This window comes from Brevundimonas sp. NPDC055311, from assembly GCF_053645695.1.
In genome coordinates this window covers 435,867-451,590 of sequence record NZ_JBSHMV010000001.1, presented here as the reverse complement: position 1 = coordinate 451,590, position 15,724 = coordinate 435,867, and the positions used below count along the sequence as shown (strand labels likewise).

The following is a 15,724-nucleotide window of genomic DNA, read 5'->3' as shown; positions in this document are numbered from 1 at the left end:
ACGGTCAGATCCGTTGGAACGGATAGAAGCCGCCGCCCAGGTTCAGGATCTGCGTCAACTCGTCCAGCGCGCCGCGCGTTTCGTCCAGCAGGGCGGGATCGGCCAGGTCGTGCGCCGTCAGGCTGTCGCGATACCAGCGGCGGCCCCAGTCGGACAGGCGGGCGTGCAGGGCGTCGGTCAGGCGCATGGCCGGATTGGTCGCCGCCAGCTCGGCCTCGGTCAGGACGACCCTGAGACGGAGACAGGCGGGGCCGCCGCCGTTGCGCATCGACTGGCGCACGTCGACGTATTCGACATGGCCGATCGGGCCGTTGGAGGCGGAGAGCCCTTGCGCGACTGCATGGCTGCGCGGGTTGTCGCGCGTCTCGGTCGGGCAGATCAGGGTCAGGCGATCCTGGCCCGGAACCCGGATCAGCATGGAGTTGAACAGATAGGAGCTGATGGCGTCGGCCAGCGGCAGGTCGGCGGCCGAGACCTCGACGAACTGCGGCTCGAAGCCGACGGCGGCGGCGCGGATGGCGGCCTTGGTCGCTTCCGTGTCCTCGAACGCCAGCTCATGGAAGAACAGGGTGTCCAGCGCCCCGACGCAGACCACGTCGTTGTGGAAGGCGCCGCCGGCGATGGCGGCCTTGCCCTGACGCGCCAGGACGGCGCCGGACGCAGCGTGGCGGCGCATGATCGCCTCGGACGCCTCGCGTGTCTGGCGGGCGGGGTAGGGGCCATCCCAATGCTCCCAGGCCTCGCGGCCCCAGACCATCAGATTGACGCCCGCCTCGCCGTGATCGCGGCACAGGCGGACGTGGTTGGCCGCGCCCTCGTCGGCCAGATGGGCGACCGAGGGCAGGGCGTCATGGACGGCGAAGCGGCTGGCGTCGGGGAAGAGGGCGTCCAGCGCGCGCCTGGTCTGATCGTGCTCCAGACTGCGGTGCAGGTTGGTGATCAGGTTGGCGGGGGTGAAGTGGACGCGGCCGTCACGTGCGTCGGCGCTGGGCGTCACCGTGGCGGCGTTGGCGGCCCACATGGGCGAGGCCGAACAGGCGGCGGCGGCGAAGGACGGCGCGTCCTTCCATGCGCGTTCCAGCACCTGGGCGTCGGAGCCCGAGAAGCCGAGGTCGCGCAGGAAGGGGATGTTCGGTCGCTCATGCGGGGGCAGGACGAACTGGGGCAAGCCCAGATCGGCCAGGGTCTTCATCTTGTCGAGGCCCTGCAGCACGGCCGCGCGCGGGTTCGACGCCTCGCCCTTGTTCAGGCTGGACGCCAGATTGCCCGGCGACAGCCCGGCGTAGGAGTGCGTCGGCCCGATCAGGCCGTCGGCGTTGGCCTCGACAGCGGAAATCATGCGCGTAAGCCCTTGATCTCGCTTTCGATGTTCTTGACCGAACCGGCCTCGAAGCTGGCGACCGGATAGGCGCAGTAGTCGGCGGCATAGTAGGCGCTGGGACGGTGGTTGCCGCTGGCTCCCAGCCCGCCGAAGGGCATGTCGCCCGCCGCGCCCGTGGTCGGACGGTTGAAGTTCACCACGCCCGCGCGGATGCGGTTGATGAAGCGATCCCAGTTCTTCGCGTCGTCTGAAACCAGACCGGCCGACAGGCCGTATTTGGTGGCGTTGGCGGCGGCGATGGCGGCGTCGAAGGTCGGGACGCGCAGCACCTGCAGGAAGGGGGCGAACATTTCCTCATCCTCGACCGCGACGCCGGTGACGTCGATGATCGCAGGCTTCACGAAGGCGCCGGGCAGGTTGTCGATCGGGCCTGAGGCGCGGATGACCTTGGCGCCCGCGTCGATGCGTTGTTGCAGGGCGGCGAGAGCGGCGCTGGCGGCCTTCTCCGAGATCAGCGGCCCGGCGTAGGGCTCGGGGTCGCTGTCCCACGGGGCGAAGTTCAGGCGGTCGGATAGGGCGGCCACGGCCTCGACGATGGCGTCGCCCTGGGCGCCTTCCGGCACGATCAGGCGGCGCGCGCACGAGCAGCGCTGGCCGGTGGTGACGAAGGCGGACTGGACCACGATGCCCGCGACCGCTTCGGCGTCGGCGGCGTCCCAGACGACCAGCGGGTTGTTGCCGCCCAGCTCCAGAGCCAGGATGACGTGCGGGTCATCGGCGAACTTGCGCCGGAAATGCGCGCCCGCCGCGCCCGAGCCGGTGAACATCAGGGCGTCGATCGGCTGATCCAGCAGGGCCGCGCCGGTGTCGCGCCCGCCCTGCACTAGGTTGAACACGCCCTTGGGCAGGTCGGCAGCCTCAAGGCATTCGGCCATCAACTGGCCGGTCAGGGGCGTTTCTTCGGAGGGCTTGAACACGACGGTGTCGCCCGCCAGCAGGGCCGGGACGATGTGGCCGTTGGGCAGGTGGCCGGGGAAGTTGAACGGGCCGAGCACCGCCGAGACGCCGTGCGGACGGTGACGCAGGACGGCGCGGCCGAAGGCGGTGTCGTTCGACCGTTCGCCGGTGCGCTCATCATAGGCGCGGATCGAGATGTCGACCTTGCCCGCCATCGAGGCCAGTTCGGTCTTCGTCTCCCACAGGGCCTTGCCGGTCTCGCGGCTGATGGCCTCGGCCATTTCGGGGGCGCGCTCTTTCAGGACGGCCTGATAGCGTTTGACCGCGTCGATGCGGTCCTGGCGCGGGCGGTCGGACCAGTCGGGGAAGGCAGAGCGGGCGGCCTCGACGGCGGCGCCGACCTGCTCGACGGAGGCGGCTTCGCCTTCCCAGACGGTTTCGCCGGTGGCGGGGTTGGTGGAGGTGAAACGGGTCATTTGAGTTCTCCCCTTCTCCCCTTGTGGGAGAAGGTGGTCGCGGCAGCGACCGGATGAGGGGTTGCGGCGACGTCTGACAGGGCGGCGCTGGAGCTAAGATAAGAGGCGGACGTCGCGGCGACACCCCTCATCCGACCTGCTTCGCAGGCCACCTTCTCCCACAAGGGGAGAAGGGGGCTCATCACGACTTCACCCGTACCGTGGCGCCGTCCTTGATCTTCAGGGCGGCGGCGACGTCGGGGGTCATGCGGGCCAGGTCGCCGTCGACCAGGACGCGGGCGCGCACGGCGCGGAAGGCGGCGACGCTGTCGGTCGAGACGAGGGAGGGCAGGTCGGCTTCGACCTCCTTCTCGATGCGGGCGGTCAGGACGCGGGCGTCGCGCACGGTGCGGATGTTGTCGCGGCCGCAGGCCACGGTCGGACCGGCGTCGAAGATGTCGACCAGGCCGTTGGGGCGGAAGCCTTCGCTTTCCAGCAGGGCCATGGCGGGCACGCCCTGGGGGTGGACCTTGCCGATCACGGCGCGGGCCGGTTCGGGCAGCAGGTCGATGTAGATGGGATGGCGCGGCGCCAGGTCGAGGATGAACTGCTTGTCGGTCGAGCCGGTCATGCGATCGGCGTCGTCGAAGTCCATCGGGAAGAATTTGTGCGCCACATGGTCCCAGAAGGGGCAGTAGCCGTCGGGCGTGAAGACGCCGCGCAGTTCGGCCAGCACATTGTCGGCGAACAGGTCCGGCTGGGCGCCGATCAGCATGTAGCGCGACTGGCTGAGCAGGCGCCCCGCGCCGCCCTTGCGCCGGTCGGCCTTGAGGAACAGGGAGCCGACCTCGGTCCAGCCGGTGCATTCGTTGACCAGCACCAGCGTCTGATGGTTCAGCTTCACGCTCAACGACGGCGACTGGACGGTGTTGTTGACCACGCGGAAGCTGAAGAAGGGCCGCTTCAGCCCGACCGTCGCCTTGACCGACCCGATGCCGTCGATGTCGCCCGTGTCGCCGTCTTCCAGCATCAGGGTGTACCAGGCTTCTTCGGGCGCGATCCTGCCTTCAAAGCTGGCCTTGCTGAGCTCCAGCCGCTCGCTCAGGACATCGGCGTCCTCGGGCAGGCTGGTGAAGCCGGGGCCGGACAGGATGGCCAGTTCGAGCAGGTGATGAAGGTCGGCGGGACCGGCGGGGCGAACAACGAGCATGCGGTTACATCGTCTCCAGTCGGAGCTGTTTCAGTTTGAGGGCGTCGATCTCGCCCGAGGCGATCTTGCACAGGATCAGGGCGGACAACTGGGCGCGCTCGACGAAGCTGGCGGGCCAGGCGAATTCCTGATCCGAGTGAATCTCGCCGCCGACCACGCCCAAGGTGTCGACGTTGGGCAGGCCCGCGGCGTGCAGGTTGTTGCCCTCGCAGACGCCGCCCGAGGGCTTCCAGGCGATGGTCTGGCCGAGCAGGTCGCCTGCGTCGCGCACGGCGTGGAACAGGGCCGTCTGGCTGGCGTCCATCGGCTTGGGCGCGCGGGTCATGCCGCCGTGCAGGTCCAGCGTCAGGCCGGGGAAGGGCGGCTCGGCGGCGAGGGCGCGCACCGTTTCGTCGATCCACGTCGCTCCTTGCGCGTCCGGCACGCGGACGTTGAAGCGGATGACGGCGTTGTCGGCGACGACGTTGAGCGGCCCGCCGCCGGCGATCTTGGCGACATTGACGGTGACGCCCTCGCGCTGGCCGTTCAGACCATGCAGGCGGGCGGCGATGATGGCGGCGCCCGCGACGGCGTTGGCGCCCTCGTGGAAGGCGCGGCCTGCGTGGGCGGCCTTGCCGGTGACGATCAGGTCGAAGTTGCCGCTGCCCTTGCGCTCGCCTGCCAGGGTTCCGTCGGACAGGGCGGGTTCATAGGTCAGGCCGACGTGGCCGCGCCCGCCCAGTTCCGCCAGCAGGGGCGCCGAGGCGGGCGAGCCGATCTCTTCGTCGGGAGACAGCAGCACGGTCCAGCCGACGCGGGCCTTGTCCGGATGGGTCTCGAAGGCTTCCAGCGCGGCCAGCATGACGCTGATCCCGCCCTTCATGTCGGCGATGCCGGGGCCGTTCAGGGCGCCGTCGTCGCGCGTGACGACCCGCTGGAAGGCGCTGTCGGCGGGGAAGACGGTGTCGTAGTGGCCGGTCAGCACGACCTGAAGCGGGGCTTCGGGCCGGGCGGTGATCTTCAGGCAGTCGGCGTAGGATTCGGCGATCACCGCGCCGCTGTCGGCGACGGTGGTCGAGCCTTGGGTCGGCACGCGCTCGACCGTCGCCGCCGCACCGAAGGCGGCCCGCGCCGTGGCGTCCAGAACGTCGAGAACCCGCGCCAGCCCTTCGGCGTGGCGGCTGCCTGAGTTGATGTCGGACCAGTCGATGGCGCGTTGAACAATGGCGTCGCCACGGGCCGCGACGTGGTCCAGCACGGCCTGATCCTGAGGTTCGATCCGCATGGCCGCGACCCTAGACGGGGCGAGGAAAAAGGTGAAGGCGGGGCGGTTTCTCTCTCACGCCCTTGGGATTTCGGCGTCCGGCGGGATAGTTTCGCCGCCTCAGTCAGGGAGTCGCGCATGAACCGTCGGATCGCACCGCCTCAACCCTTCGCTCCGGTCGATTCGGCCGAAACGGCGATGGCGCTGGCGCGGGGCAGCGCCTGGGCGTTCTGGATCTGGGCGGCCGTGGGCCTGCTGCAGGCGGGACTGGTCTGGTTTCAGGGCGATGCGGCGCATCAGGATGTGCGCGGCGCCACCACGGGCTTCATGATCTTCTTCGCAGGCTTCGCCGCCGTGTTGGGATGGATGCAGCACCGCAAGCCCAACCGCGTCCTGCCGGTGTTCGGCCTGGCCTGGGCTCTTTATGAGTTGAGCGCCCTGTCCGTCGGCCTGCTGGTCGGCGCGCCGCTGGCGGCGCCGGGGCTGCCGGGATGGAGCATCGCCCTGGGGGCGGCGGTCATGGTGCTGTGCCTGCTGCTGCACATCGGCGGCCTGCGCGGAGCGGCCGCCATGGGGCGGCTCGCCTCGGCCCCATCCGGCGACCAGGCCTGAACGATATCCGGGGGAAATAGATGAAACATGAACTCAAGCTGTGGTTGCGCGCGGCCAATCCCTTTGCGCCGCCGCGCGGCATGGCGGAGGCGCAGCGGTCCGCTCGTGCGGGAGCTGTCGCCCTGGCCGTGTCCGCCGTTCAGAGTGCGGCGAGCCTGCCGATGATGTCGGACAAGCTGGCGCAGTCCATGACCGAGGTCACGCAAGCCCAGGGCGGGTCGGCGGCGGATCAGGCGATGATGGAGGGCGTTATGACCGTCCTGGCGCCGACGATGATCGCGATGATGGCCGCCTTTTCCATTCTGTATCTGGTTCTGGCCGTGGTGCAGTGGCGCAAGGCGACGTGGGTGATCCCCGCCATCATGCTGGCCCTGCTAGGCTATAGCCTTTTGAGTCTGGTGGGCGGGTTCCTGACGATGGGATCGGTGATGAGCGAACTGCAATCACCCTTCTCCGTCGTCCTGTGGCTCGTCCAGCTGGCCATGGGCGTCGTCTATGTGGCGGCGTTTCGCGGCGGCCGTATGCTGGATCAGTTGAAACGGAGCGTCTGACCATGACCGTCACCCTTTATCACAACCCGAAATGCTCGACCTCGCGCAAGGCGCTGGAGCTGCTGCGCGAGCGGGGACTCGAGCCGACGGTGGTCGAGTATCTGAAGACCGGCTGGGACGCCGAGACGCTGAACCGTCTGGCGCGCGCGACGGGCGGCGGGCTGAAGGGCCTGCTGCGCAAGAAGGAGGCTAAGGCCGCCGAACTTCTGGCTGCTGACGCCGACGATGCGACGATCCTGGCCGCCATGATCGAGAGTCCGGTCATCGTCGAGCGCCCTATCGTGGAGACAGCAAAGGGCGCGGCGATCGGGCGGCCGGTCGAGGCGGTGCTGGGGGTTCTTTAGGGACGCGCTGTCGCGGTGGAGGCTTTGATGTTCGCTAAGGGTGGAAAGCGGATGTTGGCCTGCGCAATCGCCTGCGTCGCGTCTGCGCCAGGAGCGGTCATTGCCTGGCCTACCGAAAGCTGATGCCAGACCGGTCGGCGACTTTAGGGCCGCTTTCGCGCCCCTTAGCGGACGCCTAACAAAGTCAAATATCAGGTGCGAGAGGGGCTTCGCCGAAGGACTTTATGACCTCCATTGGGATTTCGGTTTTTACGTTCTGGACCCCGCGAATCTTGGACAGCTTCCCGCCTTGGAATTGTCTGTACGCCAGCAGGTCGGGAGCAACGACTTTGAGCAAGAAGTCGCAATCTCCGGCCATGATGTAGCACTCGACGACCTGCTTGAGCTTTTTCACCTCAGAGATGAAGTGATCCACCTGATCCTTGTCCTGCCCGGTAAGCGTGACCCTGGAGTAGGCCGTAAACCCCATGCCAATCTGAGCTGTATCCAGCTTTGCCGTATAGCCCATGATCACGCCGCGCTCTTCAAGGAGCCGTACTCGCCGTAAGCATGGCGACGGCGAGAGCCCGACCTCAGCGGCCAACTCATTGTTGGGAATACGCCCCTGCGCCTGGAGCACCCGCAAGATGCGGGTATCGATAGCGTCAAGCTTCATGGCAATCCTGTGCCTGTCGTGGCGTCATAATCGAATATGGATGCCAACATTTCCGCGATTTATAGCGCAGTACGCAACCAAAAACATCAGGCCTAGCGCTAGCTAATTGGGTCTAGCATCCAAGCGAGGCCAACAGTGTCGACCAATCAGGCGGGCGAGCGCCCCCTAAGCAATTCCAAAATTGCACAAATCGAAAGCAGCTTTGCACGACAGGGGCTGCTGCAAAATTTCAAAGCCCGCATTCAGGCGTTAGCGTCCGGGCGCTGCACGATCGCGCTTCCCTATTCTCAGGGAGTCACCCAACAGCAGGGCTTTTTTCATGGCGGCGTCATCGGCGCCTTGGGCGATTCAGCCGGTGGGTATGCGGCTATGACCTTGACGCCTGACGGCGCTGAAGTCCTGACCATGGAATACAAGATCAACTTCCTGCGCCCAGCCGTTGGCGACCGACTGGTGGCGGAGGGCGAGGTGTTGCGTGCAGGCCGATCCGTTTCCGTGACGCGAGTAGACGTTTATGCAGAGCGGGACGGGAAGCGAGTTCTCTGCGCCGCCCTTCAGCAGAGCATCGCACCCGTTCAGGCGGAGACGTCTCCGTCATGATGTTCAGCAGCATCCTGGCCTATTGGGCGTTCTCATTCCTGTTCGTCCTTACGCCGGGCGTGGATTGGGCGTACGTCATCAGCGTGAGTGATCGCCGTCGAGCAATTGCGCCCGCTGTGACGGGCTTGCTCTTAGGCCACCTGACCGCAGTCGTCCTGGTCGCAGCGGGGGTCGGCGCTATCGTCACCAAGGCGCCCTTGGCGCTAACCGTACTCACGGTCTTAGGGGCAGCCTACCTTGTGTGGTTGGGAATAAGCCTGATCCGCAATCCTCCAGTTCCACATTCGGCTGGTCAGTTAAGCGGAGTTTCTTGGCGCCAATACCTAATCAAAGGCTACGGTCTGAGCGGCTTAAACCCAAAGGTTCCGTTGCTCTATCTCGCTCTCATGCCCCAATTCACTGACGCTACCAGTACGTGGCCTTTGTCCGCCCAGATAATCGCTCTCGGGATCACTACGATCATCAGTTGCGCCATCATCTACACGTTGGTTGGACTGGCATCGCACTCGATTCTCCGTGCAAATCCTGGCGTCTCAAAGACTGTGGGACGGATTTCAGGCGGGGTCATGATCATCGTGGCGATCGTTCTGCTCGTCGAGCAGTTCTGGCGCTGACGAAACGCGGACTGAGAGGAGATTGCACTCTCAGTCCGCTAAGAGCCCGCGTCGGACCATCAGGCCGAGCCGCCGAAATGTCCGCTAAGGGTCGAAAGCCGACCTGTTCACGCGCTCCAAATTGACCCCTCCGCGCTTCGATGCCAGACCCCGGCTGTTCGTCACGCTTGGAGTTCGCCCATGACCCGCACCCTGTATGGCATCAAGGCCTGCGACACGATGAAGAAGGCGCGCGTCTGGCTGGATCAGAACGGCGTGGCCTATGACTTTCATGACTACAAGGCCGCAGGCGCGAACCGCGCCGAGGTGGAGCGCTGGGTCGCCGAACATGGCTGGGAGAAGGTGCTGAACCGGGCGGGCACCACCTTCCGCAAGCTGTCGGACGCCGACAAGGCCGACATCGACGCCGCCAAGGCGGTGGACCTGATGCTGGACCAGCCGTCGATGATCAAGCGGCCGGTGCTGGATCTGGGCGACGGGCGGACGCTGCTGGGCTTCAAGCCGGAGGTCTACGCCGAGGCCCTGAAGGGCTGAGGCTCAGTCCTCGACGGCGGTGGTGGGGCGGTCGTGGCCGTCGGCGCGTTCTGTGACCCACTGGCCCGAAGCGTCTTCATACTCGATCCAGGAGGTGCGGTCCGGCACGCGTTGTTCGCGCGCCGCCGCCGAGGCCGCCGCCAGCGCCGCTGCGTGGCTGGGGAAGGTCTCGGAATAGCTGTCGCCCAGCTGGTAGGCCCAGCCGCCGTCGTGCTGGACGATGCGATAGGTGATGTTCATACGCGCCTCCGAGGGATCGGCGGCCACCGTCGAACGGCGACAGAAGCCTGTCGAGTCACGCTGTGGTGACGCATTACGAAGAGTTCATGCGCCGAACTGCATCCATCGGCCATCATCGCCGCCTCTTGTGATCAGAAGGCCGCCGCATCAGGCTGAGCCGGAACACGTTTCACACTAGGGGCGACAACCCATGAACGGCTTTGAAATCCTCATCCCCCTGGCGCCCTTCCTCATGGTGGTCGCCATCGTCGCCATCCCCGCCTGGCTGAAGAGCCGGGACAGGCGCGAGATGCAGGCCACCCTGCGGGCGGCCATCGAAAAGGGCCAGCCCCTGCCGCCTGAAGTGATCGAGAGCATCAGCAAGGAAAACGCCAAGCCGCCGGCGACGGCCGCGCGCGACCTGCGCACCGGGGTCATCCTGCTGGCGGTGGCCGTCGGCATCGGCATCTTCGGCTATGCGGTCAGCTTCGCCGAGATGGACGCCTACTATCCCATCGTCGGGATCGCCGCGATCCCCGGCATGATCGGCCTGGCCTTCATCATCCTGAGCTTCTTCAACAAGAACAAAGGGTAAGCGGCCGAACAGGGAAGACCGTCATGGCCCAACCCTTACGCGATATGCACGACGTCGAACTGGCCGGGCTTGCGGCCGGCGGCGGCCGCCGGGAGTTCGGCGAGCTGGTCCGTCGGCACGGCTCGGCGGTGCGGGGCCTGTTGCGCCGCATGGGCGCCCAGCCCGCCCTGGCCGACGACGTGGCGCAGGACGCCTTTCTTCTGGCGTTCGAGAAGTGCGCCGAGTTCCGGGGCGAGGGCACCTTCGCCGCCTGGATCAAGCGCATCGCCGCGCGTCTTTATCTGAAGCGCATCTCCAAGGAGGCGCGCTATGTGGCGGAAACCGAAACGGAAGACGCCGCGCCCGCCGTCGACAGCATCGGCCGCGTCGATCTGGACGAGGCCCTGCGGGGCCTCAGCGAGGCCGAACGCCTGTGCGTCTCCCTGTGTCATGGCGCGGGGCTGTCGCACCCGGAAATCGCCGCGGCCATGAATTTGCCGCTTGGAACGGTGAAATCTCATGTCAAGCGTGGTCTGGATAAACTTCGGGCCCGGCTCCAGCCGGGGCCGGTTGCAATCGGGAGCGCATCCCATGTCGGCTGACGAATTCGATCCGGCGATCGAGCGCCTGTTCGCCCAGACGCCGCACTTCGCTGATTCGGCCTTCTTTGAAGCGGACGTGGCCGCGCGCCTGAACAAGGCCTCGCGCGTGCGGTCCATCGCCCTGTCGGCGGCGGGGCTGGCCGGGGGGCTGATCGCCGTGCGCGAACTGCTGGGCGTCAACTTCCAGCTGGGGCCGGACGGCTTCACGGCCCACGCGGGCGGCGGCATCGATTCGGCCGGAGCCCAGGCCGGGATCCAGGGCGGAATGGCGGTTCAGTCCCTGCTGGAGCGGTCCGGATTGGGCGATGCGGCCCTCAGCGCCATGGGCTCCATGGGCGGGATGCAGATGTTCTGGGCCACGGCCGGGGTGCTGGTGGCCCTGCTGGCGACGGGCGTGGTGAAGCTGTCGCAACAGATCTGAGCGCCGTTTTCCCGCCCCAGTCGCGGCTTAGGGCTGGAAAAAGCCGTTTCGCGCCCAACGCCTGCGTTGCGGGCGTGACGCCGAACCTCTAGGGTCGCGGCGTTTTTATGATCGGCCTTGGCTGCATTTTTGGGGCGACGTTTCGTGGTTGATGTCTTCGAACAGGTCGAGGAGGAGCTTCGCTCCGAACGCTATAAGCGTCTGGCTCGCACCTGGCTGCCGGTTCTGGGCGGCCTGCTGGCCGTGGCTCTGGTCGCCGCCCTCGCCTGGTGGGGTTGGCAGTCCTATGTGAGTTCGCAGGCCGACAAGGCCTCGGCCGCCTATCAGCAGGGCATCGACGCCTTGCAGGAAGGCAAGACCGCCGAAGCCCGGACCGCCTTCGCCGAGTCGGCCAAGGCCGGCGGCGGCTACAAGGCCCTGGCCCTGATGCAGGAAGCCGGTCTGGCCCAGGCCGAGAACAAGACGGCCGACGCCGTCGCCCTGCTGGATGAAGCGGCCAAGGCGACGCGGGACCCCATCCTGTCGGACATCGCGGCGCTGAAGGCGGTCTTCCTGGTGATGGACACGGCCTCGCTGGAGGACGTCCAGAAGCGCCTGGAGCCGCTGACCGGCGAGAAACGCCCGATGTCGGCCTTCGCCCAGGAGGCCCTCGCCATGGCCCAGCTGCAGCACGGCAAGACCGCCGAGGCGCGCCAGACGTTCGTGCAGCTGCAACTCGGCCAGGACGTGCCGGACCCGGTGCGCCAGCGCGCCCAGGCCGCCGTTCAGGCGGTCGACACGGGCACGGCCGCCAATCTGGCCGCCATCGTCAAGGCCGCTGCGGCCTTGCCGACGCCGACGCCCGGCCAGGCCGCCGCCGCCGCTCCGGCCGAGGCTGCGGCCCCGGCTCAAGCGCCGGCCGCGACGCCTGCTCCCTGATTTGACTCCCTCGGGACGCCAACCATGACCAAAACCCTTAAAGTCGCCCTGTTGAGCGGTCTGGCCCTGACCGTCGCCTCGTGCGGGACGGTGCGCAACGCCCTGCCGTTCGGCTGGGGCGGAAGCAAGGAGCCGGTTGCGACGGCGACCGAAGGGCAGCGCATCTCCATTCTGGAGTTCGAGCAGCAGCTGGCGCCGTCGGCGGCCCTGTCCGGCCGTGACTTCTTCCTGCCGGGTCCGCAGGCGGCGACGGCCTGGAGCCAGCCCGGCGGCAACGCCGAGAACGCCGTCGAGCACGTCATCGCCGCGCCGGACTTCGCCGTCGCCTGGCGTCGCGACATCGGCGCCGGATCGGCGAAGGACCGTCAGGTCATGTCCCCGGTGGTGGCCGAGGACGGCAAGATCTTCGTCATGGACGGCGAGGCGGGCGTGACCGCCGTGGACGCCGGCACGGGCGCCGTGCTGTGGAAGGCCAGCGTCAAGGTCGACGAGGCCGATCGCGGCCGCCGCTTCCTGGGCATCGGCCTGGGCGGCGGTTCGGGCGGCGGCGGCTTCGGCGGCGGCATCGCCGTCAGCGGCGGCAAGGTCTTCGTCTCGTCCGGCTATCGCGTCATGACGGCGTTCGACGCCAATACGGGCGCCGAGCTGTGGCGCACGCCGGTCGATCTGCCGATTCACGGCGCGCCGACGGTGTCGGGCCAGCGGGTCTATGTCGTCGACGTCGACAACCAGTTGATGGCCTTCAACGTGGCCAACGGCCAGCAGGACTGGTCCTATCGCGGCATCACCGAGCCGGCCCGCATCATGCGCGCCTCCAGCCCGGCGGTCAGCGGCGGCACGGTGGTGGCGCCCTTCTCCTCGGGTCAGATCGTGGCCCTGCAGGCGACCAACGGCCAGCCGGTGTGGGAGCAGGTGCTGTCGCGCACCAGCCGCACCAGCGCCCTGTCGGAACTGCGCGACATCGCCGGTCGTCCGGTCGTCAGCCGCGGCCAGGTCTACGCCATCAGCCAGTCGGGCGTGCTGCAGGTCATGGACCTGCGCAGCGGCCAGCCGAAGTGGTCCCTGCCCATCGTCGGGGTGAACCAGCCCCTGCCGGTCGGCGACGTCGTCTATGTCGTGTCCCAGGCAGGCGAGCTGACCGTGGTCAACCGCGAGACGGGCCAGGTCTACTGGACCCGCGACCTGAACGAGGGCCGCGTCCGCAAGGAAGGCGGCTTCCTGGGCTTCGGCAAGCGCACCGTGCGTCCGGTCTGGTCCGGCCCGATCCTGGCGTCGAACCGTCTGGTGCTGGTCAACTCGGACGGCGAGGCCGTGGCCTTTGATCCGAAGACGGGCGCGCAGACCGGCAGTCTGAAGCTGGGTTCGGCCGCCTATATCGCCCCGGCCGCCTATAACGGCGCCCTCTATGTCCTGACCGACAAGGGCCAGCTGGTCAGCATCCGCTGACCTTTTCACCGATTTAAGCTAGAAGGCCGACATGGCTCTGAAGGTCGCCATCGTCGGCCGCCCCAATGTGGGCAAGTCGACACTGTTCAATCGTCTCGTCGGCAAGCGCCTTGCGCTGGTCGATGATCGCCCCGGCGTGACCCGCGACCGCCGCTACGCCGACGGCGTGATCGGCGATATGGACCTGACCCTGATCGACACCGCAGGGTATGAGGACGTCACCGACGAAAGCCTGGAAGCCCGGATGCGCGAGCAGACCGAGGCGGCGATCGAGGACGCGGACCTGATCCTGTTCATGATGGACGCGCGCGAAGGCGTGACCTCGCTGGACCGTATCTTCGCTGACCGCCTGCGCAAGGTGCACAAGCCCGTCGTCCTGCTGGCCAACAAGTCGGAAAGCCGCGAGAGCGGCGGCGGCGTGGGCGAAGCTCATGGTCTGGGCTTCGGCGAACCGGTGCCGATCTCGGCCGAGCACGGCGAGGGCATGGCCGACCTGTATCAGGCGATCCTGGCCGCGTCGGAAGACATCTTCGTCGAGGAAGTCGACGAGCCGGAAAAACCGATCCGCATTGCGGTCATCGGCCGCCCGAACGCGGGCAAGTCGACCCTGATCAACCGCCTGATCGGCGATGATCGCCTGCTGACCGGACCCGAAGCCGGGATCACGCGCGACTCCATCTCGGTGGACTGGGTCTGGGAAGGCCGCAACATCCGCCTGATCGACACCGCCGGGATGCGCCGCAAGGCTCGCGTCCAGGAGAAGCTGGAAAAGCTGTCGGTCGCCGACACCATCCGCGCCATCACCTTCGCCGAGGTGGTGATCATGGTGATGGACAAGGACGACGCCTTCGACACCCAGGACCTGCAACTGGCCGACCTGGTCGAGCGGGAAGGGCGGGCGCTGGTCTATGTCGCCGCCAAATGGGACCTGGAGGAAGAGCCTCAGTCCCGTCTGGCCGAGCTGAAGCGCCTGGCTGACGACAAGCTGCCGCAGCTGCGCGGTTCGCCCTTCGTGGCCCTGTCCTCGTTCAACGGACGGGGCGTCGAGCGTCTGATGCCCGCCGTGCTTCAGGCCTATGACACCTGGTCGGTGAAGGTGAAGACCCGCGACCTGAACGACTGGCTGTCGCTGGCGACCCAGAGGCACCCGCCGCCCGCCGTGGACGGCAAGCGCATCAAGCCGAAATATGTGGCGCAGACCAAGGCGCGTCCTCCGACGTTCGTGCTGTTCGCCAGCCGCGCCTCGGCCATGCCGGACCACTACAAGCGTTATCTGATCAACTCGATCCGCGAGAGCTTCGACCTGCCAGGCACGCCGATCCGCCTGACGGTCAAGTCGGGCTCGGCCAACCCCTATGCCGACGGCGGGGCCAAGTCGGGGCCGGAGCGCTTCAAGGGCGACGCCAAGACCGCGCCGCGCCGCGTGCTGAAGGCCGAGAAGGAAGAGAAGCTGTCCAACCTGCCCGGCAAGGCGCTGGAGCAGAAGGCCAAGGCCGGCATCAAGCCCAAGGTGAAGCCTCTGGGCGGGCTGAAGGCCAGCGCGTCGAAGAAGTCGGGGACCAACGCCTTCGTCGGCAAGGGCGCGCGCGGCGGCGCCCGCCAGGTGTCGCGCTCGGGCCGCGTCCGCACGGGACAGAAGGGCGGCGCCAAGCGCTGATTACCTGACGGGAACCTTTGCCCGGCTTTTGACGTCAGTTGAGGCGCAGGAGGCGGATGAAGGGTCATGAAGCACGCGCGCATCGACTATGTCGCCCTGACGACGCCCGACCTGGTCGGACGGGCGCAGGGCGGCGACCCCGAGGCCTTCCGCGCCATCATGCAGCGGGCCAACCAGCGGCTGTTCCGCGTCGCCCGGGCGGTCCTGCACGATGAGAGCGAGGCCGAGGACGCGCTGCAGGACGCCTATGTGCGCGCCTTCCTGGGCATCGGCCGATTTCGCGGCGAAGCGGACATCGTCACCTGGCTGACCCGGATCGTGCTGAACGAGGCGCGCGGCCGCCTGCGCCGACGCCGTCCCTTCGCGGCGCTGGAGGCGGTGGAGACGGCGCAGACGACGACGGGCGAGATCATCCTGTTTCCCGGCGCGGCGTTCGACGCTGGGCCGGAGAGCGATGCGGCCCGAAGCCAGATCCGCAGCCTGATCGAACAGGCGGTGGACGACCTGCCGCCCGCCTTTCGCGCTGTCTTCATCATGCGGGACATCGAGGGGTGCTCGATCGAGGAGACGGCGGCGGGCCTGGGACTCAAGCCCGAGACGGTGAAGACCCGACTGCATCGCGCGCGTCGCCTGTTGCGTCAGGCGCTGGATGAGCGGGTGTCGGCATGTTTGATCGGCGCCTTCCCGTTTCTGGGCGCCCGTTGCCGCCGAATGGCGGATCGGGTGCTGGCCCGGCTGGCGCGCGTGCAGCCGGCGAAACCGGAAACGGGAACTTTATCCGGGGGCTGATG

The 15,724-nt window shown here is 67.5% G+C and carries 19 protein-coding genes; 13 read left to right on the top strand and 6 right to left on the bottom strand.

The window, feature by feature from the left end:
* Nucleotides 1-4: 4 nt before the first annotated feature.
* From astB to ACWIDZ_RS02140, 4 genes are all read right to left on the bottom strand, one after another.
* Nucleotides 5-1,339, bottom strand: a complete 1,335-nt coding sequence (gene astB / locus ACWIDZ_RS02155) for an N-succinylarginine dihydrolase (RefSeq protein ID WP_453988434.1) — start codon at nt 1,337-1,339, stop codon at nt 5-7.
* Nucleotides 1,336-2,754 (bottom strand): succinylglutamate-semialdehyde dehydrogenase, encoded by a 1,419-nt coding sequence (gene astD, locus ACWIDZ_RS02150; RefSeq protein WP_453988435.1) that lies wholly within the window; start codon nt 2,752-2,754, stop codon nt 1,336-1,338. The genes astB and astD overlap by 4 nt, the downstream gene beginning before the upstream one ends.
* 181 nt (nt 2,755-2,935) lie before the next feature.
* Complete coding sequence (locus ACWIDZ_RS02145; protein WP_453988436.1) at nt 2,936-3,943, bottom strand: arginine N-succinyltransferase; 1,008 nt, start codon at nt 3,941-3,943, stop codon at nt 2,936-2,938.
* A gap of 4 nt (nt 3,944-3,947) precedes the next feature.
* Nucleotides 3,948-5,207: a hydrolase gene (locus tag ACWIDZ_RS02140; protein WP_453988438.1), complete on the bottom strand. Its 1,260-nt coding sequence runs from the start codon at nt 5,205-5,207 to the stop codon at nt 3,948-3,950.
* 117 nt (nt 5,208-5,324) lie between these two features.
* On the opposite strand from ACWIDZ_RS02140, the gene ACWIDZ_RS02135 reads away from it, so the two are divergent.
* Genes ACWIDZ_RS02135 through ACWIDZ_RS02125 form a run of 3 tightly spaced genes read left to right on the top strand, consistent with a single transcriptional unit; the run spans nt 5,325 to nt 6,693 of the window.
* Complete coding sequence (locus ACWIDZ_RS02135; RefSeq protein ID WP_346521824.1) at nt 5,325-5,798, top strand: hypothetical protein; 474 nt, start codon at nt 5,325-5,327, stop codon at nt 5,796-5,798.
* 20 nt (nt 5,799-5,818) lie between these two features.
* Complete coding sequence (locus ACWIDZ_RS02130; protein WP_453988439.1) at nt 5,819-6,349, top strand: hypothetical protein; 531 nt, start codon at nt 5,819-5,821, stop codon at nt 6,347-6,349.
* Nucleotides 6,350-6,351: 2 nt separating this feature from the next.
* A complete protein-coding gene (locus tag ACWIDZ_RS02125) occupies nt 6,352-6,693 on the top strand; it encodes an ArsC/Spx/MgsR family protein (protein WP_453988440.1) in 342 nt (113 codons plus the stop codon).
* 184 nt (nt 6,694-6,877) lie between these two features.
* Here the strand turns inward: ACWIDZ_RS02125 and ACWIDZ_RS02120 are convergent, their stop codons facing one another.
* Nucleotides 6,878-7,348: an Lrp/AsnC family transcriptional regulator gene (locus ACWIDZ_RS02120; protein ID WP_453988441.1), complete on the bottom strand. Its 471-nt coding sequence runs from the start codon at nt 7,346-7,348 to the stop codon at nt 6,878-6,880.
* Between the two features lie 135 nt (nt 7,349-7,483).
* Here ACWIDZ_RS02120 and ACWIDZ_RS02115 point away from each other — a divergent pair, with 135 nt between their 5' ends.
* The 3 genes from ACWIDZ_RS02115 (at nt 7,484) to ACWIDZ_RS02105 (ending at nt 9,096) form a co-directional block, all read left to right on the top strand.
* Nucleotides 7,484-7,948 (top strand): PaaI family thioesterase, encoded by a 465-nt coding sequence (locus ACWIDZ_RS02115; protein ID WP_453988442.1) that lies wholly within the window; start codon nt 7,484-7,486, stop codon nt 7,946-7,948.
* The gene (locus ACWIDZ_RS02110) at nt 7,945-8,562 is read left to right on the top strand and encodes a LysE family translocator (RefSeq protein WP_453988443.1); all 618 of its coding nucleotides are present in this window, start codon (nt 7,945-7,947) and stop codon (nt 8,560-8,562) included. The genes ACWIDZ_RS02115 and ACWIDZ_RS02110 overlap by 4 nt, the downstream gene beginning before the upstream one ends.
* 180 nt (nt 8,563-8,742) lie before the next feature.
* Nucleotides 8,743-9,096, top strand: a complete 354-nt coding sequence (locus ACWIDZ_RS02105; RefSeq protein WP_453988444.1) for an ArsC family reductase — start codon at nt 8,743-8,745, stop codon at nt 9,094-9,096.
* Nucleotides 9,097-9,099: 3 nt separating this feature from the next.
* Here the strand turns inward: ACWIDZ_RS02105 and ACWIDZ_RS02100 are convergent, their stop codons facing one another.
* Nucleotides 9,100-9,336 (bottom strand): DUF2188 domain-containing protein, encoded by a 237-nt coding sequence (locus ACWIDZ_RS02100; protein WP_289647651.1) that lies wholly within the window; start codon nt 9,334-9,336, stop codon nt 9,100-9,102.
* Between the two features lie 190 nt (nt 9,337-9,526).
* On the opposite strand from ACWIDZ_RS02100, the gene ACWIDZ_RS02095 reads away from it, so the two are divergent.
* The 7 genes from ACWIDZ_RS02095 to ACWIDZ_RS02065 all read left to right on the top strand — a co-directional run bounded on the left by ACWIDZ_RS02095 (nt 9,527) and on the right by ACWIDZ_RS02065 (nt 15,722).
* The gene (locus ACWIDZ_RS02095) at nt 9,527-9,910 is read left to right on the top strand and encodes a DUF6249 domain-containing protein (protein WP_291774177.1); all 384 of its coding nucleotides are present in this window, start codon (nt 9,527-9,529) and stop codon (nt 9,908-9,910) included.
* A gap of 23 nt (nt 9,911-9,933) precedes the next feature.
* Nucleotides 9,934-10,491, top strand: coding sequence for an RNA polymerase sigma factor (locus tag ACWIDZ_RS02090; protein ID WP_291774179.1), 558 nt, complete (start codon nt 9,934-9,936; stop codon nt 10,489-10,491).
* Complete coding sequence (locus tag ACWIDZ_RS02085) at nt 10,481-10,912, top strand: hypothetical protein (protein ID WP_453988445.1); 432 nt, start codon at nt 10,481-10,483, stop codon at nt 10,910-10,912. Before ACWIDZ_RS02090 ends, ACWIDZ_RS02085 begins: the two co-directional genes overlap by 11 nt.
* 144 nt (nt 10,913-11,056) lie before the next feature.
* Entirely contained in the window at nt 11,057-11,830 is a 774-nt protein-coding gene (locus tag ACWIDZ_RS02080) for a tetratricopeptide repeat protein (RefSeq protein WP_291774183.1), read from the top strand.
* 24 nt (nt 11,831-11,854) lie between these two features.
* Entirely contained in the window at nt 11,855-13,276 is a 1,422-nt protein-coding gene (locus ACWIDZ_RS02075) for a PQQ-like beta-propeller repeat protein (RefSeq protein WP_346486513.1), read from the top strand.
* A 31-nt stretch (nt 13,277-13,307) separates the two neighbouring features.
* The gene (gene der, locus ACWIDZ_RS02070) at nt 13,308-14,933 is read left to right on the top strand and encodes a ribosome biogenesis GTPase Der (RefSeq protein WP_346486514.1); all 1,626 of its coding nucleotides are present in this window, start codon (nt 13,308-13,310) and stop codon (nt 14,931-14,933) included.
* A 66-nt stretch (nt 14,934-14,999) separates the two neighbouring features.
* Nucleotides 15,000-15,722 (top strand): RNA polymerase sigma factor, encoded by a 723-nt coding sequence (locus tag ACWIDZ_RS02065; RefSeq protein ID WP_291774188.1) that lies wholly within the window; start codon nt 15,000-15,002, stop codon nt 15,720-15,722.
* Nucleotides 15,723-15,724 lie beyond the last annotated feature (2 nt).

What these genes read in the sequence shown, in the direction of transcription:
- der (WP_346486514.1), top strand. Translation starts at nt 13,308, where the DNA reads ATGGCTCTGAAGGTCGCCATCGTCGGCCGCCCCAATGTGGGCAAGTCG.
- ACWIDZ_RS02085 (WP_453988445.1), top strand. Translation starts at nt 10,481, where the DNA reads ATGTCGGCTGACGAATTCGATCCGGCGATCGAGCGCCTGTTCGCCCAG.
- ACWIDZ_RS02075 (WP_346486513.1), top strand. Translation starts at nt 11,855, where the DNA reads ATGACCAAAACCCTTAAAGTCGCCCTGTTGAGCGGTCTGGCCCTGACC.
- ACWIDZ_RS02140 (WP_453988438.1), bottom strand. Translation starts at nt 5,207, where the DNA reads ATGCGGATCGAACCTCAGGATCAGGCCGTGCTGGACCACGTCGCGGCC.
- astB (WP_453988434.1), bottom strand. Translation starts at nt 1,339, where the DNA reads ATGATTTCCGCTGTCGAGGCCAACGCCGACGGCCTGATCGGGCCGACG.
- ACWIDZ_RS02100 (WP_289647651.1), bottom strand. Translation starts at nt 9,336, where the DNA reads ATGAACATCACCTATCGCATCGTCCAGCACGACGGCGGCTGGGCCTAC.
- ACWIDZ_RS02135 (WP_346521824.1), top strand. Translation starts at nt 5,325, where the DNA reads ATGAACCGTCGGATCGCACCGCCTCAACCCTTCGCTCCGGTCGATTCG.
- ACWIDZ_RS02120 (WP_453988441.1), bottom strand. Translation starts at nt 7,348, where the DNA reads ATGAAGCTTGACGCTATCGATACCCGCATCTTGCGGGTGCTCCAGGCG.
- astD (WP_453988435.1), bottom strand. Translation starts at nt 2,754, where the DNA reads ATGACCCGTTTCACCTCCACCAACCCCGCCACCGGCGAAACCGTCTGG.
- ACWIDZ_RS02105 (WP_453988444.1), top strand. Translation starts at nt 8,743, where the DNA reads ATGACCCGCACCCTGTATGGCATCAAGGCCTGCGACACGATGAAGAAG.
- ACWIDZ_RS02145 (WP_453988436.1), bottom strand. Translation starts at nt 3,943, where the DNA reads ATGCTCGTTGTTCGCCCCGCCGGTCCCGCCGACCTTCATCACCTGCTC.
- ACWIDZ_RS02095 (WP_291774177.1), top strand. Translation starts at nt 9,527, where the DNA reads ATGAACGGCTTTGAAATCCTCATCCCCCTGGCGCCCTTCCTCATGGTG.
- ACWIDZ_RS02130 (WP_453988439.1), top strand. Translation starts at nt 5,819, where the DNA reads ATGAAACATGAACTCAAGCTGTGGTTGCGCGCGGCCAATCCCTTTGCG.
- ACWIDZ_RS02090 (WP_291774179.1), top strand. Translation starts at nt 9,934, where the DNA reads ATGGCCCAACCCTTACGCGATATGCACGACGTCGAACTGGCCGGGCTT.
- ACWIDZ_RS02110 (WP_453988443.1), top strand. Translation starts at nt 7,945, where the DNA reads ATGATGTTCAGCAGCATCCTGGCCTATTGGGCGTTCTCATTCCTGTTC.
- ACWIDZ_RS02065 (WP_291774188.1), top strand. Translation starts at nt 15,000, where the DNA reads ATGAAGCACGCGCGCATCGACTATGTCGCCCTGACGACGCCCGACCTG.
- ACWIDZ_RS02125 (WP_453988440.1), top strand. Translation starts at nt 6,352, where the DNA reads ATGACCGTCACCCTTTATCACAACCCGAAATGCTCGACCTCGCGCAAG.